Origin of the sequence: Neisseria sp. HMSC067G12 (assembly GCF_001812725.1) — a bacterium.
Lineage (GTDB): Bacteria > Pseudomonadota > Gammaproteobacteria > Burkholderiales > Neisseriaceae > Neisseria > Neisseria perflava.
Genome location: NZ_KV810201.1, coordinates 295,462 through 311,130 on the forward strand (window position 1 = coordinate 295,462; position 15,669 = coordinate 311,130).

The 15,669-nt window shown below is 49.1% G+C and carries 15 protein-coding genes; 9 read left to right on the top strand and 6 right to left on the bottom strand.

The window, feature by feature from the left end; all coding sequences use genetic code 11:
• The first annotated feature begins 28 nt into the window (after positions 1 to 28).
• Positions 29 to 223 (top strand): hypothetical protein, encoded by a 195-nt coding sequence (locus HMPREF2871_RS06365; protein ID WP_003747785.1) that lies wholly within the window; start codon positions 29 to 31, stop codon positions 221 to 223.
• Positions 224 to 331: 108 nt separating this feature from the next.
• On the opposite strand, the gene rsgA is transcribed toward HMPREF2871_RS06365, so the two are convergent.
• Positions 332 to 1,198 carry a ribosome small subunit-dependent GTPase A gene (gene rsgA / locus HMPREF2871_RS06370; RefSeq protein WP_004519172.1) on the bottom strand — a complete coding sequence of 289 codons (867 nt, stop codon included), beginning with the start codon at positions 1,196 to 1,198 and terminating at the stop codon, positions 332 to 334.
• Positions 1,199 to 1,349: 151 nt separating this feature from the next.
• Between rsgA and HMPREF2871_RS06375 the strand changes: the two genes are divergently transcribed.
• The 5 genes from HMPREF2871_RS06375 to HMPREF2871_RS06395 all read left to right on the top strand — a co-directional run bounded on the left by HMPREF2871_RS06375 (position 1,350) and on the right by HMPREF2871_RS06395 (position 6,195).
• On the top strand, positions 1,350 to 1,967 hold the full coding sequence (locus tag HMPREF2871_RS06375) for a tellurite resistance TerB family protein (RefSeq protein WP_049335840.1): 618 nt from the start codon (positions 1,350 to 1,352) through the stop codon (positions 1,965 to 1,967).
• Positions 1,968 to 2,066: 99 nt separating this feature from the next.
• The gene (locus HMPREF2871_RS06380; RefSeq protein WP_049335697.1) at positions 2,067 to 2,987 is read left to right on the top strand and encodes a patatin-like phospholipase family protein; all 921 of its coding nucleotides are present in this window, start codon (positions 2,067 to 2,069) and stop codon (positions 2,985 to 2,987) included.
• A 108-nt stretch (positions 2,988 to 3,095) separates the two neighbouring features.
• Positions 3,096 to 4,952, top strand: a complete 1,857-nt coding sequence (locus HMPREF2871_RS06385) for a ribonuclease catalytic domain-containing protein (protein WP_049335695.1) — start codon at positions 3,096 to 3,098, stop codon at positions 4,950 to 4,952.
• A gap of 135 nt (positions 4,953 to 5,087) precedes the next feature.
• Entirely contained in the window at positions 5,088 to 5,315 is a 228-nt protein-coding gene (locus HMPREF2871_RS06390) for an exodeoxyribonuclease VII small subunit (protein ID WP_003681131.1), read from the top strand.
• On the top strand, positions 5,299 to 6,195 hold the full coding sequence (locus HMPREF2871_RS06395; RefSeq protein ID WP_004519176.1) for a polyprenyl synthetase family protein: 897 nt from the start codon (positions 5,299 to 5,301) through the stop codon (positions 6,193 to 6,195). Before HMPREF2871_RS06390 ends, HMPREF2871_RS06395 begins: the two co-directional genes overlap by 17 nt.
• A gap of 158 nt (positions 6,196 to 6,353) precedes the next feature.
• Here HMPREF2871_RS06395 and ftsY read toward each other — a convergent pair whose 3' ends face one another.
• Positions 6,354 to 7,886 (bottom strand): signal recognition particle-docking protein FtsY, encoded by a 1,533-nt coding sequence (gene ftsY / locus HMPREF2871_RS06400; RefSeq protein WP_004519177.1) that lies wholly within the window; start codon positions 7,884 to 7,886, stop codon positions 6,354 to 6,356.
• Positions 7,887 to 8,031: 145 nt separating this feature from the next.
• Here ftsY and msrAB point away from each other — a divergent pair, with 145 nt between their 5' ends.
• Entirely contained in the window at positions 8,032 to 9,600 is a 1,569-nt protein-coding gene (gene msrAB, locus HMPREF2871_RS06405; protein ID WP_039861899.1) for a bifunctional peptide-methionine (S)-S-oxide reductase MsrA/peptide-methionine (R)-S-oxide reductase MsrB, read from the top strand.
• A gap of 622 nt (positions 9,601 to 10,222) precedes the next feature.
• Here msrAB and purB read toward each other — a convergent pair.
• A complete protein-coding gene (gene purB, locus HMPREF2871_RS06415; RefSeq protein ID WP_004519181.1) occupies positions 10,223 to 11,593 on the bottom strand; it encodes an adenylosuccinate lyase in 1,371 nt (456 codons plus the stop codon).
• Between the two features lie 210 nt (positions 11,594 to 11,803).
• Here purB and HMPREF2871_RS06420 point away from each other — a divergent pair, with 210 nt between their 5' ends.
• A complete protein-coding gene (locus tag HMPREF2871_RS06420; protein ID WP_004519182.1) occupies positions 11,804 to 12,244 on the top strand; it encodes a surface-adhesin E family protein in 441 nt (146 codons plus the stop codon).
• 333 nt (positions 12,245 to 12,577) lie between these two features.
• On the opposite strand, the gene HMPREF2871_RS06425 is transcribed toward HMPREF2871_RS06420, so the two are convergent.
• Both HMPREF2871_RS06425 and purD read right to left on the bottom strand, forming a co-directional pair.
• A complete protein-coding gene (locus tag HMPREF2871_RS06425) occupies positions 12,578 to 13,147 on the bottom strand; it encodes an L-threonylcarbamoyladenylate synthase (protein WP_039861929.1) in 570 nt (189 codons plus the stop codon).
• Positions 13,148 to 13,219: 72 nt separating this feature from the next.
• Positions 13,220 to 14,491: a phosphoribosylamine--glycine ligase gene (purD, locus tag HMPREF2871_RS06430; RefSeq protein ID WP_004519185.1), complete on the bottom strand. Its 1,272-nt coding sequence runs from the start codon at positions 14,489 to 14,491 to the stop codon at positions 13,220 to 13,222.
• A gap of 139 nt (positions 14,492 to 14,630) precedes the next feature.
• On the opposite strand from purD, the gene HMPREF2871_RS06435 reads away from it, so the two are divergent.
• The gene (locus HMPREF2871_RS06435) at positions 14,631 to 14,942 is read left to right on the top strand and encodes a DUF4298 domain-containing protein (protein ID WP_003747758.1); all 312 of its coding nucleotides are present in this window, start codon (positions 14,631 to 14,633) and stop codon (positions 14,940 to 14,942) included.
• Between the two features lie 54 nt (positions 14,943 to 14,996).
• Here the strand turns inward: HMPREF2871_RS06435 and HMPREF2871_RS06440 are convergent, their stop codons facing one another.
• Entirely contained in the window at positions 14,997 to 15,608 is a 612-nt protein-coding gene (locus HMPREF2871_RS06440; RefSeq protein ID WP_049335688.1) for an IMPACT family protein, read from the bottom strand.
• Between the last annotated feature and the right edge of the window lie 61 nt (positions 15,609 to 15,669).

Genomic DNA, 15,669 nt, shown 5'->3' on the forward strand with positions numbered 1-15,669 from the left:
GGCTTATATCAAATCTTAAGGAGAAACCATGTTAAACCTTTCCGCTCCTGTACTTAAAGAAATCGAATTGCTTAATGATGCAGGTTTATCGGTTGGCGCTATTATTACAGTGTTGCGTCTGAAGTTTCCGGTAGAACTCCATGATCGGGAGGACAAACAAATTGAAGAAGCCGTGCTTCTCATGATCAATCCGCCACGAAAAGCACCTTCTCTTTCCCGCTAAGGTAGCGATACCGATTGAAAGGTAAATTTGGTTATGCTTCAACAAAAGGCCGTCTGAAACTTTCAGACGGCCTTTTTATTTATCCAAACGCTTATTTCCGTTAAAACTTTATTTCAATAATTCATCGGTAACGCGTTGCAGAAATTCGATACGCTCGGGTTTGGCTTTGCCTGATTCGGCAGCGGCTTTGACGGCGCAGCCGGGTTCGGCGCGGTGGGTGCAGTTATGGAAACGGCATTGGCCGATAAGGTGGCGCAGGTCGGGGAAGTATTGCAATAAATCGGCGGCTTGGAGATGGTGCAGGCCGAATTCTTGCAGGCCGGGGGAATCGATGAGTCGGGTTTCTGCGTTTAAATCGTATAGTTGGGCGTGGGTGGTGGTGTGTTTGCCGGAGTCGAGCGCAGTGGAAATGTCGCCGGTTCGGGCGGCTTGGTTGCCGAGTAGGGCGTTGGTCAGGGTGGACTTGCCCATGCCGCTTTGTCCGAGCAGGATGTTGGTTTGCCCTTCTAATATGGGACGCAGGATGTCGGCATTTTCCAATGCGTTGGTTTCGACCACGGAGTAGCCGAGGGTTTCGTAGAATTTGAGTTTCTCGCGCCATTGGGCGGTTTCGGGGAGGTCGGCTTTGTTGAGGACGATAACGGCGTCGATGCCGGCCGCTTCGGCTGCGAGGAGGGCGCGTTGCAACAGGGCTTCGCTGGGTGAGGGGCTGGCGGCGGTTACGATGAGCAGTTGGGTAACGTTGGCGGCAATCAGTTTGGTTTTCCACGCGTCTTGGCGGTAGAGCAGGCTTTCGCGCGGGAGGTAGTCTTCAATCACGACTTGGTCGCCGTTGATGGGGCTGATGCGGACTTGGTCGCCGCAGGCGAAATCGACGCGTTTTTTACGGGTGGTGGCGTCATATGTTTGGCCGTCGGGGGTGCGGACGATATAGCGGCGGCCATAGCTGGTAATGATTTGGGCGGTATCGGTCATGATGGGGTTTATTGTTTGGAATGGTGTGATTGTACCGAAAGTCGGCTATGGCCGTCTGAAAACTTGTTTGCACCTTTTAACTTTCTTTGGCTTGGTTTTTTGGTGTTTCTGCCCTATATTTGCAATGTATTTGTTTTCAGGAGATTTTTTTATGGATTTCAGTCAGTTGCTCAATCAGGTTTTGGGTGCGGCTCAAAAAGGCGGCAAAGCGGTGGCGGACAGCCCGCTCAATTCTTTCGGCGGCGGTGCGCTGACGGGTGCTTTGGCATCGATGCTGTTGAAAAAGAAAAACACGAAGAAGCTGGTAAAGGCCGGCTCGGTCGCTGCTTTGGGTTTTCTGGCTTATAAAGGCTATCAAAACTGGAAACAAAACCGCCAGCAGGACGAATTACCGCAAAGTGCGTTCCAACCTGCCGGTCTGATTGGTGAAAACCACAGCCGTGTGATTTTACAAACAATGATTGCGGCGGCGGCTTCAGACGGCCTGATTGACGATGCGGAACGCGCGGCCATCGAGCGTGAAAGCGGCAGTGATGCGGAAACGGCGGCATGGTTGCAGGCAGAATATGCGCAACCGGCCTCCATCGAGCAAATTGCCGCTTCGGTCGGCAGCGACGAGGCTTTGGCAACCGAAACTTATTTGGCGGCCCGATTGGTCTGCGCGGACTTGTCGCGCAAGGAAATCGTGTTCCTGAGCCGTTTGTCCCAAGCTTTGAATTTGGACGACCAACTGGTCGAAAGTTTGGAAAAACAGCTCGAATTGGCTTAAGCTTGATTTAAAAGGCCGTCTGAAACCTGATTTCAGACGGCCTTTCGACTTAATTTCAGAGTAGAATAACCCTTTCGACATATTAAAGGCTGTCTGAACATGAACAAACTTTTTTCCACATTCAAAACGTTTTTAGCCGCTTCGTCCGTATTGGTATTGGCTGCCTGTCCGAGCGGCAACGCACCGCAATCCAAACCTTCTACGCAGGGTCAAAATACGGTTTCGCATACTGCACCCAAACCGAAAGCCACGGTTGCGCTGGCTTTGGGCGGCGGCGCGTCCAAAGGCTTTGCCCATATCGGGATTATTAAGGTTTTGAAAGAAAACAATATTCCGGTAAAAATCGTTACCGGTACATCCGCAGGCTCGATTGTCGGCAGTATGTACGCTTCGGGAATGTCGCCCGACCGCCTCGAATTGGAAGCAGAAATTTTGGGTAAAACCGATTTGGTAGATTTGACCTTGTCCACCAGCGGCTTCATCAAAGGCGAAAAACTGCAAAACTACATCAACCGCAAAGTCGGCAACCGTCCGATGCAGCAGTTCCCCATCAAATTTGCCGCCGTCGCGACCGATTTTGAAAGCGGCAAACCGGTGGTATTTAACGTAGGCAATGCCGGACAGGCCGTCCGCGCTTCTGCTTCGATTCCGAACGTGTTCCAGCCTGTCGTCATCGGCAACCGCAAATATGTAGACGGCGGCCTGTCGCAACCCGTACCGGTCAGCGCGGCGAAAAAAATGGGCGCAAACTTCATCATTGCCGTCGATATTTCCGCCCGTCCGGCCAAAAACGTCAGCCAAGGTATGTTCTCCTATCTTGACCAGACCTTCAACGTAATGAGTCAAACTGCGTTGCGCCAAGAATTGGGCCAAGCCAATGTGGTCATCAAACCGCAGGTTTTGGAGCTGGGTTCGGTTGGCGGTTTCGACCAAAAACAACGCGCCATCCAACTGGGCGAACAGGCCGCACGCGCCGCCCTGCCTGAAATCAAACGCAAACTGGCAACATATCAGTATTAAGTATCCGCCATTTGAACAGGCCGTCTGAAAGTATGTTTTTCAGACGGCCTTTCTTGTGCAAATCTGCTAAAATCACGCGTTTCCTACAAATCATAAAATCCTAAAAAAATGAATATCTTTTACGAAGAGTCCGGCCAATTCAAAGTTGCCTCCATCGTCCAAAAAAACGACGCCACCTACCAAGTCGATACCCAACACGGCAAACGCACCAAAGTGAAGGCAAACAATGTCTTTGCTGAGTTTGACGGCGATATGGCGGCATTTTTGGAGAACGCGCAGGCACAGGCGGCGGACATCGACACCGATTTATTGTGGGAAGTATGCGGCGAAGAGGAATTTACCGCCGAAGCCATCGCCGAAGAATATTATGGCCATGCGCCGACCAAAACCGAGCTGGCGGCGACTTTGATTGCACTCTACGCCGCGCCGATGTATTTCTACAAAAAAGCCAAAGGCGTGTTCAAAGCCGCGCCCGAAGAAACCTTAAAACAAGCGCTTGCCGCCATCGAACGCAAAAAACAGCAAGACGCACAAATCGACGCTTGGGCGGAAGCCTTGAAACGTGGCGAGATGCCGTCTGAAATCGCGGCGGATTTGAAAACCATCTTACACGCGCCCGACAAGCAGTCACTGACCTACAAAGCCTTTACCAAAGCCGCCGATGCATTGAAAACCTCGGCCTACGAACTGGCGAAAAAAACGGGCGGTATTACGTCCATTCCCCAATACCTGCAAGACGGGTTTGAAATCAAATATTTCCCAAAAGGAACAGGCTTCCCCGACCTTCCGCTTCCTGAAATGCCTGACTTGCCTAAAGCTGACGTTACCGCCTTTTCCATTGATGACGAATCGACCACCGAAGTCGATGACGCCTTGAGCCTGACCGACTTGGGCAATGGCATGAAACACGTCGGTATCCACATCGCTGCGCCGTCGCTTGCCATTAAACAAGGCGACAAAATGGAAAAAAACATCATGGAACGCTTAAGCACGGTTTATTTCCCCGGCGGCAAAATCACTATGTTGCCCGAAAACTGGATTGCCGCGTTCAGCCTTGATGCAGGCGCATACCGCCCTTCCATCAGCATTTATTTCGATGTAGATAGCGAGTTCAACGTCGGCGAGCCGACCTGCAAAATCGAAGCGGTCAACATCGCCGAAAACCTGCGCATTCAAACCATCGAGCCGCATTTCAACGCCGAAACTGGCTTGGACGAAGCAGGCGAAATGATGTTTGCCCACCATCAAGACCTGATTTGGTTCTATCAATTTGCCATCGCCTTACAAAAAGCGCGCGGCAAATACGAGCCCGACCGTGCGCCGCAATACGATTACAGCATCGAATTGGATGAGGAAGGCAACGTATCCGTTGTCCGCCGCGAACGCGGTTCGCCCATTGATACGCTGGTCAGCGAGATGATGATTCTTGCCAACAGCACTTGGGCACAAATGCTGGATGAAAACGAGCTGCCCGGCCTTTTCCGCGTCCAACCGGCAGGCAAAGTGCGCATGAGCACCAAATCCGAGCCGCACATCGGCATGGGCGTGCAGCATTACGGCTGGTTTACCTCGCCTCTGCGCCGCGCCGCCGACTACATCAACCAAAAGCAGCTGATCAGCCTGATCGACGACTCTGCCGAGCCACTGTATCAAAACAGCGATGCCGAGCTTTTCGCCGCGCTGCGCGACTTTGATGCCGCCTATACAGCCTACGCCGACTTCCAACGCCAAATGGAAGCCTACTGGAGCCTCGTCTATCTGCAGCAGCAAGGCACGAGCGAGCTGACGGCCACCATCCTCAAAGAAGACCTCGTCCGCATTGAAGGCCTGCCGCTGGTAACGCGCGCGACCGGTATTCCGTTTGACGCGCTGCCCAAATCGCAGGCATTGTTCAAAATCACTGAATTGGATGCCGAGAAGCAGTTTATCGCGCTCAACTATCAAAAAGCCGTTTTACCGGGTTGATAACGTTATTTCGTTTGAAAAAAGGCCGTCTGAACAAAGAAACAGAAATCTTTGATTTCGTTTTCATCCCTGTTCAGACGGCCTTCATCATCTAAAAATGCTACAATTCCCCCTTTCTGCCCATCATTTCAAACCATGAAAAAAAACGCCCCCCAATCCTTTGAAGAAGCCTTATCCCGCCTCGAAACCCTGACCCAGGCCATGCAAAGCAGCGAAATGCCGCTGGAAGACGCCCTGGCTGCCTATCAGGAAGGCAACGAATTGGTCAGATACTGCCAAACCAAATTGGCGGAAGTCGAGCAGAAACTGCAAGTCTTGGATGCCGGCGAACTGAAGGAGTTGAACCTTGAACCCGGCGAATGAACTCAAAACATGGCAACAAAAAGCCCAAGCGCAAACCGAATTGCTGCTGGCGCATTTCTTGCCGTCTGAAAGCCAAGTTCCGCACACGCTGCACGAAGCCATGCGTTACGTTACCCTCGGCGGCGGCAAACGGCTGCGTCCACTCTTGGTGCTTGCCGCGTCCGAATTGGGCGAAGCAAACCAAAATGCCGTCGAGCAGGCGATGGCGGCCATCGAAATGGTACACGTCTATTCGTTGGTTCACGACGATATGCCGGCGATGGACAACGACAGTCTGCGCCGCGGCAAACCGACCTGCCATGTGCAATACGATGAAGCAACCGCCCTTTTGGTCGGCGATGCGTTGCAAACCCAAGCCTTTGATGTACTGAGCCGTCCGACAGGCCTGCCTGCCGAACGTCAGCTTGCCATGTTGTCCACGCTGGCCCAGGCATCCGGCAGCCTCGGCATGGCGGGCGGACAAGCCATCGACCTTGCCAATGTCGGCAAAGCCATGAATCAGGCCGAATTGGAACAGATGCACAGCCTCAAAACCGGCGCACTCATCCGCGCGGCCGTGGCCTTAGGCGCACTTTCCTGCCCAGACTTAACACCGGCTCAAATCCAAACCTTAGACCGCTACGCCGCCAAATTAGGTTTGGCTTTCCAAGTGATCGACGATGTATTGGACTGCGAAGCCGATACCGCCACCTTGGGCAAAACCGCCGGCAAAGACTCGGACAACGACAAACCGACCTACGTCAAACTGATGGGCCTGCAGGCCGCGCGCACTTACGCAGAAACGCTGATTGCAGAAGCCGTTGCCCTGATCGAGCCATTCGGCGACAAAGCCCTGCGCCTGCGCCAACTGGCAAAGTTTGTTACCGCACGGAAAAACTAAACCCGTAAATAAATAAAGGCCGTCTGAAACCTGATTTTAGGTTTCAGACGGCCTTTTTAACAGCCTGTTTGGCTTTTGTACCAACCGAATGCGAAGCCTTTCAAAATACGGCTCAGAAATCCCCCGCAAACTGCGTTTACAAACCTCAACCTGTCTGTTTAATCCAATAGGGCATCCACGAACGCTTTGGCATTAAACGGACGCAAATCGTCGATGCCTTCGCCTACGCCGATGTAGCGGACAGGAACAGGGCGGTCGGAGGCAAGGGCGGCAAGGATACCGCCTTTGGCCGTACCGTCTAGCTTGGTGACGATAAGTCCGGTCAGACCCAGCGCTTCGTCGAAGGCTTTCACTTGGTTGACGGCGTTTTGACCGATGTTGGCATCCAAAACAACGATGATTTCATGTGGCGCATCCGGCATGGCTTTTTGCAACACGCGTTTCACTTTTTTGATTTCTTCCATCAAATGAAGCTGCGTAGGCAAACGGCCGGCAGTATCAGCCAGCACGATGTCGATCCCGCGCGCTTTCGCGGCTTGGACGGCATCGAAGCAAACGGCTGCGGAATCGCCTGTGGTTTGCGAAATCACGGTTACATTGTTGCGCTCGCCCCAAGCTTGAAGCTGCTCACGCGCAGCGGCACGGAAAGTATCGCCTGCCGCCAGCAACACAGATTTACCCTGCGCTTGGAAGTATTTGGCGAGTTTGCCGATAGACGTGGTTTTACCCGCGCCGTTGATACCGGCAAGCATAATCACGAAAGGCTCCCTGGTTTCCGGCAAGACCAAAGGTTTCTCCAGAGGCTTAATCAAGTCGTACAGCGCATCTTTCAGCGCACCGCGCAATTCGTTGCCGTCTTTGAGGCCTTTGAGGCTGACACGGTCGCGCACGTCTTTCATCAAGTATTCGGTGGCTTCCATGCCCATATCGCTGGTAATCAGCACGGTTTCCAGCTCTTCGTACAAGTCCTCGTCGATCTGTCCGCCGCCGAACACGCCGGCCAACGATTTTGCCATTTTGTCGCGTGATTTGGTCAAGCCTTGTTTCAAACGCGCAGCCCAACTGAGCTTGTGTTCTTCTGCCGGAGCAGGGGCTTCAACCGGTATTTCCACAACGGCTTCTTGAACTTGCTCGACAGTCTCGCTAACTGCCTCAACAGCTTCTTCTTTGACTGCTTCAGCTTGTTCCGCTACTTCTTCAGCAACCTCGGCCGCTTCAGACGGCATCTCGGCAACGGTTTCCTTTACCTGCTCAACAACCTCGCTGACGGTTTCAACAGCTTCTTCTCTGACTGCCTCAGCCTGTTCTGCCACTTCTTCAGCAGCCTCGACCGCTTCAGACGGCATCTCGGCAACGGTTTCTTTTACCTGTTCAACAGTCTCGCTGGCGGTTTCAACAGCCGCTTCTTTTGCCGCTTCAACGTGTTCTTCTACTTTTTCAACTGTTTCAGACGGCGTTTCGGTCAAAGTTTCCCGAACCTGCTCGACGGTTTCGCTGATAGTTTCAACAGCCGATTCGACAACTGATTCAACATGCCCTTTGACGCTTTCTGCTAAAGATTCGGCATCTTCTTTAATATTTTCAACTACTTGAGCAACTTCAGATTCTATTTTTGCTGCGGTTTCCTGAACTTGAGCCTCCTCGGGAGCCGGAGTTTCCTGTTTTTTCTTGCGACGGAAGAAGCTGAACATTAAATTTTCCTTTTAATTTTAGAAACTTGAAATAGGGAGTATTGTAGCGTATTTTACGTGGCAAGGTCGTCTGAAAATCAAGGTTGTCAGGTTTTGGCATTTCCAACGTCTAATAAGATAAACCATCCATACAGGAAACATAGAGATGAATCCCCGCACATTATTTTCACTTTGCACCAAGTTCGGCTGCCTGCTTGCGCTTGGCGCCTGCTCATCCAAAATGATGGATACCGAAGCCGCAACCGTACCGCAGGCATTGTCCTCATTAAAAACCCCTGACAACCGCCCTGCCAGTGTTTTCCTAAAAAAAGACAAACCCACCCTGATTAAATTTTGGGCAAGTTGGTGTCCTTTGTGTTTGTCCGAATTGGGACAAACCGAAAAATGGGCGCAAGATATAAAATTCGGTTCTGCCAACCTGATTACCGTTGCCTCGCCCGGTTTTCTACACGAGAAAAAAGACGGCGACTTTCAAAAATGGTATTCCGGTTTGAACTATCCTAAGCTGCCCGTCGTTACCGACAACGGCGGCACCATCGCCCAAAGCCTGAATATCAGTGTTTACCCTTCTTGGGCATTAATCGGCAAAGACGGCGACGTGCAGCGCATCGTCAAAGGCAGCATCAACGAAGCGCAGGCATTGGCTTTAATCCGCGACCCGAATGCCGATATAGGCCGTCTGAAAAACACATTTTACAAACCCGACACACAGAAAAAGGATTCAGCAATCATGAATACGCGCACCATCTACCTCGCCGGCGGCTGCTTCTGGGGCTTGGAAGCCTATTTCCAACGCATAGACGGCGTGGTTGACGCAGTATCCGGCTACGCTAACGGCAAAACGGAAAACCCAAGCTACGAAGACGTGTCCTACCGCGATACAGGCCATGCCGAAACCGTTAAAGTCACCTATGATGCCGACAAACTCAGCCTAGACGATATCCTGCAATATTTCTTCCGCGTCGTTGATCCAACCAGCCTCAACAAACAAGGCAACGACACCGGCACGCAATACCGCAGCGGCGTGTACTACACCGACCCCGCCGAAAAAGCCGTCATCGCCGCCGCACTCAAACGCGAGCAGCAAAAATACAAACTTCCCCTCGTCGTCGAAAACGAGCCGCTAAAAAACTTCTACGACGCCGAGGAATACCATCAGGACTACCTGATTAAAAACCCCAACGGCTACTGCCACATCGACATCCGCAAAGCCGACGAACCGCTGCCGAGCAAAACCAAAGCCGTCCCTCAAGGCAAAGGCTTTGACGCGGCAACGTATAAAAAACCCAGCGCTGCTGAACTCAAACGCATTCTGACCGAAGAGCAATACCAGGTTACCCAAAACAGCGAGACCGAATACGCCTTCAGCCACGAATACGACCACTTGTTCAAACCCGGCATTTATGTGGACATCGTCAGCGGCGAACCCCTGTTCAGCTCTGCCGACAAATTTGATTCCGGCTGCGGCTGGCCGAGTTTTACCCATCCAATTAATGCCTCCGCCGTTACCGAACACGACGATTTCAGCTATAACATGCGCCGCACCGAAGTGCGCAGCCACGCCGCCGACTCACACTTGGGACACGTCTTCCCCGACGGCCCGAAAGACAAAGGCGGCCTGCGCTATTGCATCAACGGCGCAAGTTTGAAATTCATTCCTTTGGAAGAAATGGACGCAGCCGGCTACGGTGCATTGAAAGACAAAGTGAAATAACGGATTGAATCGAAAAAGGCCGTCTGAAAAAGATTTCAGACGGCCTTAAATTTATAATTTATTTGGTCATGTCATAAAATGATGCAACAGAAAGTATTAAATACATTACTGATATCAAAATATATTTAATTTTTTTATCTCTAATTTCTTTCCATAAATGCAAGCATATAGGAAGCATCGTAAACACTAGAACCGCAATATTAAAACATAAAAGAAAGAGATATCCTTTAGAACTTTCTTTCCAAAAGGGTATAAAAAAACTTGTACATATCGAAAATCCAATTAGAAAAGAGACAATACTATTTAAAACATCAATAATTCTTGCCTCTATTTGAATAGAAACAAGATACGGAAAATTACATAATTGTAGAAACCTAAGAAAATGAAGATATGCCAATAATACATATATTGGAGTCAAACCCATAAAAGTATCAAATATATTTTTAAAAGGAATTTTTCCATGAAAATGTAATATACTGACTAACAAGCCGATTGGTAACCATATAATCAAATTTTCCTTACTTGGAAAATATTTAAACATCTAAAACTTTCTTCATTATTTTCATACTATATATTTAATTCAAAAAAAGCCATTTGAAGATTCAAATGGCTTTTTTATAAATCAAATTCGTTTTGCCAACTCTTCGGCCTTACCCACATACAACGCAGGGGTCAGCTCAAGCAATTTGGCTTTGGCTTCTGCCGGAATTTCCAACGATTCGATAAAGAGTTTCAACACTTCAGGCGTAATGCCGTCTTTACCGCGTGTCAGGTCTTTCAGCTTCTCGTAAGGATTGGCTACGCCGTAACGACGCATTACGGTTTGAATCGGCTCGGCCAGCAGCTCCCAAGTAGCGTCCAAATCGGCAGCAAGGGCGGCAGGATTCGGCTCAAGCTTGTTCAGACCGCGCAGATGGGCGGCAAAGCCCAATATGGTATAGCCCACGCCTACGCCCATATTGCGCAATACGGTGCTGTCGGTCAGGTCGCGCTGCCAACGGGAAATCGGCAGTTTTTCAGACAAAAAGCCCAATACGGCATTGGCCATACCGAGGTTGCCTTCGGAGTTTTCAAAGTCAATCGGATTGACTTTGTGCGGCATGGTGGAAGAACCGACTTCGCCTGCTTTAACTTTTTGTTTGAAGTAACCCAAAGAAATATAGCCCCAAACATCGCGGTTGAAGTCGATCAGAATCGTGTTGACACGGCTGATGGCTTGGAAGAATTCCGCCATATAGTCATGCGGCTCGATTTGAATGGTGTAGGGGTTGAAGGTCAGGCCGAGGCTGATTTCAACGAAGTTGCGGCAATGGGTTTCCCAATCCACATCGGGATAAGCGACCATATGGGCATTGTAGTTGCCGACTGCGCCGTTGATTTTGCCGAGGAACTCTTGCGCTTGCAGGTTTTTGAACTGGCGTTGCAGGCGGTACACGACATTGGCGATTTCTTTACCCAATGTGCTTGGTGTCGCAGGCTGGCCATGCGTGCGGCTCATCATAGGGACGGCAGCCAACTCATGCGCCATGCCGGTCAGTTTTTTGATGATTTCGGCCAGTTTCGGCAGCAAAACAGTCTCACGCGCTTCTTGCAGCATTAAAGCGTGGGACAGGTTATTGATGTCTTCGCTGGTGCAGGCAAAGTGGATGAACTCGCTGGCAGCAGCCACTTCAGGCACGCCGGAGAAGCGTTCTTTAAGCCAATATTCGATGGCTTTGACATCATGATTGGTGGTCGCCTCAATAGCTTTGACGGCGGCAGCATCTTCAAGCGAGAAGTTTTCGATCACTTTGTCGATTTCGGCAAGCGTAAAATCGCTGAAAGCAGGAACTTCTACAATCTTAGGTTCGGCGGCAAGGACTTTGAGCCAGTTTAATTCAACTTTGACACGCGCACGCATCAGGCCGTATTCGGAGAAAATCGGACGCAATGCTTCAACGGATTTGGCGTAGCGGCCATCTAATGGGGAAAGTGCAGCGATAGGGTTAATCATGTCGGATCTTCCTATGGGATGAAAACCAAATTGTTTGCAATTATACATGATTTTACACTCCAAGGCCGTCTGAAAGACAGGTTTCAGACGGCCTTTTCAGCGTATTTTTCATAAAATTCTTTTCAGAGGTTCAACTTTGCAAAATCGATTTACGATATATGCCATCTTCACGGATAATATCGGCTGACTTTCTGTAAATAATGAGGTTTTATGAATATCAAACGTTTTTCCCTAGCTGCAACCGTATTTGCGGCTTTGATGTTGAGTGCCTGTGAAACAACCACCACATCGAGCGGCGGCGGCAGCTGGACCAACATCGGCACCATCTCTGAAGGCAATATCAAAGTGGCTATTGATAGAAGCAGCATTAAAAGAAATGGCGCACTGGTTACTTTCCGCGATAAAAAAACCGTTTCCAAACTGAAAGAGGAACGTTTCGTCAACACGCCGGCCTATAAAACAGCCATCGGCAGCTGGGAAATTCATTGCTCAAACAAAACCTATCGCCTGGCAGCGCTGCAACTGATGGACGAACACGGCCGGGTAATTTCCAACCAAAGCTATACTCCGACCAGCATCCGCCCAATGAGCGTCATGAGCGGTACGATTACTGAAAAACAATACGAAACTGTGTGCGGACATAAGCTTTAATCCACACTTATTCACAAAGTTATCCACAGTTTAAATATTTAAAAGGCCGTCTGAATGCTTTGAATATCAAGTTTCAGACGGCATTTTTATGTTTTTATGGAAATTTATCTTCAAATTTATCCACAAAATTTGTTTATTCAAAAATAATTTATTAAAGCGATTCATTTACGCTCAAAATTTGCTTCATTCTTTCACAAAATACTGCTTTATCCTCTAGACTGCTATGCATCAAACTGGATCTGCGCTAAATGCTTTTCACACAGGTATTCCAATCTTTTGGAAAAAATTTGCTTCTCCAAATAAATACCTTTCCTTTGAAAATACAATTCTTCTTTAACGCAGCCTTGCCCCTGTTTCTCCGTCAATAATCTGGCTGGGCGTTTTCTGCTTACCTATCAATCCGCCTACAACCCAGACTTTCCTGCCAAACTGTCTTCTGACTTCCCTTTCCGTTTTGCACGCTCGTTTGCCTGCACGATTGCATGAAGTAGAGACTAAAGGCATTTCCAAAACCTGACACAAACGTCTTGCACCTGCGTGCGCAGGAACTCTGACAGCCAATTTACTACGTCTTTTTCCCCGCAATGAGGGCAATACTTTTTTGCCGGCCGGCAATAAAAAAGTTTTCGGAGCAGGCCATGCTTCATGCAGCATGGTTTGGATATTTTCAGACGGCCTTTGCAGCAAAGGTTGCAACTGTTCCAAGCTATGCCCAATGACAATCATGCCTTTGTGTTGCGGTCGTTTTTTCAGATGGATCAGTTGATTGAGTGCTTTAGGCAAAGTAGGGACACAGCCCAAGCCATAGCAAGACTCGGTGGGATAGGCGACCAAACCACCTTTTTTAAGATGCGCCTGCAGCCTGCGTTGGGCTGCAGCCGATAAAATTCTGGGAAACATCATCATCATACCAAGGCCGTCTGAAACTGAGATTGTCGGACAATCTGTGTTCAGACGGCCTATTTCTATTCATTATTAACGGTTGATGGCTTTATCGGCAATGTCTTTACGGTATTGCATACCGTCAAAACGGATTGTTTCCAATGCCTCATAAGCCTTACTCTTAGCTTGTGCAACATCATCGCCCAAACCGACTACACACAACACACGGCCGCCGTTGGTTACAACTTCGCCTTTTTCATTCGTTGCAGTACCGGCATGGAAAACTTTACCGATTTGATTAGCCTGATCCAAGCCGAAGATCACATCGCCTTTTTTCGGAGAGTCAGGATAATTTTGTGCGGCTAACACTACACCTACCGCAGGCTGCGGATTCCATTCGGCGGTAACACTATCCAGTTTGCCGTCGATTGCCGCTTCAACCAAGTCCACTAAATCGCTATCCAAACGGCTCATAATCGGCTGGGTTTCAGGGTCGCCGAAACGGCAGTTGAATTCGATGGTATAAGGCGCACCTGTTTTATCAATCATCAAGCCCGCGTATAAAAAGCCGGTAAATTCATGACCTTCTGCTTTCATACCGGCCACAGTCGGCAAAATAATTTCATTCATCGCGCGCTCGTAAACATCAGGCGTTACCGCCGGAGCAGGGCTATATGCGCCCATACCGCCGGTATTAGGGCCTTTGTCGTCATCCAGCAGGCGTTTATGGTCTTGACTGGTTGCCATCGGCAAAACATGATTGCCGTCCACCATAACGATAAAGCTCGCTTCCTCGCCTTGCAGGAAATCTTCAATCACAACACGCGCGCCTGCATTGCCCATTTTGTTGCCCAACAACATATCATCAATAGCGGCATGGGCCTCATCCAAAGTCATGGCGACAATCACGCCTTTACCGGCAGCCAAACCATCCGCTTTAATAACAATCGGTGCACCTTTTCGATTGACGTAATCATGTGCCGCATCGGCATTTTCAAAGGTTTGGTATTGCGCGGTTGGAATCTTATATTTTGCCATAAATGCTTTAGCAAAATCTTTTGAACTCTCCAGCTGGGCTGCGTATTGAGTCGGGCCAAAAATCTTCAATCCGGCAGCACGGAAGTCATTCACCACACCGGCAGCCAAAGGAGCTTCAGGGCCGACTACGGTAAAGGCAATATTTTCATTACGGCAAAAATCAATCAAATCTTGATGCGCCGTCAACGCTATATTCTGCAGTTTAGGCTCAATTGCCGTTCCGGCATTACCAGGTGCAACAAAGACAGTTTCTACTTTAGACGACTGCGCCAATTTCCAAGCCAGTGCATGTTCACGTCCACCATTACCAATAACGAGCAATTTCATACCGTCTCCTTGAAGAATAAATGTTGTAAATAAAATTCAATCGATGGAATATTATTCCATCTTGCATAGCTGTTTCAAATTAAGAATAATATCGCACCAAGACAACCATACTCTAATTTCAAACAACGAAAGGAAAATCATGCAAAAACGTATTGACGAAATTCAAAGCAAATACCGCGAATGGTGCGAATTACTGCCGCAACTGGAAGCAGATATCGCCCGCTGGAAACATGCCGCAAGCCTCATGCAAGACATGGATGACTTCTATACCAACGAATACCAAGCATGCCATCAGGCCATTGAAGAAGGGGCAGATGTTGATTTGCGCACACAGGGCGAATACAGCATTATGAGCGAAGATGCCCTATGGAACGCACTGGGGGAATTTCATCAACTGGCTTGGGAACACCTGCGCTCAAGCGTAAATGCTCTAGACAGATACCAAGGCTAAAACATCAAAGGCCGTCTGAAACTTTTGATTTCTCAAATATGTTCAGACGACCTTTTATTCAAACGGCTTCTCAATATCTACTTCAATTTGGCGCGTATTTTTCCAAGCAGCAATACAGGCTTCATAATCAGCCAATGCTATTTTCACTGTTAACTTACAATTCAGCTGCAAATCCTGTTCCACAATATCGGCCTGATATTGTTTGGCAATCCGTATAGCCTCATTCAAAACAGGATATTCACACTTCAACCAAACTGTCTTTTCGACATTCTTTTCAACAACTTCAGCTATCGCCAATGCCTGAGCTGTTGATTCCTTATAAGCATGAATCAAACCGGGAACACCCAATAGCGTACCGCCAAAATAGCGCACAACCACAACCAACACATCCGTTACGCCGACAGAATCAATCTGTCCCAGAATAGGGCGGCCTGCACTTCCGGACGGTTCTCCATCATCGTTTGCGCGAAACTGCATTCCATCCACACCCAATCGATAGGCGTAGCACCAATGTCGTGCCTTGTGATGCCCTTCCTTTAATGGGTCGAGATATTTCTTCACATCGGCCAAAGTGCGGATCGGATAGGCGTATGCGATGAAGCGGCTGCCTTTATCTTTAAATTCAGCCTGTGTCGGTGTGATAATGGTTTTATAGGTCGTAATCATGCCAAAATATTTTCAGACGGCCTTTGTTGTAAAAGGCCGTCTGAACGTTTCACGTGAAACA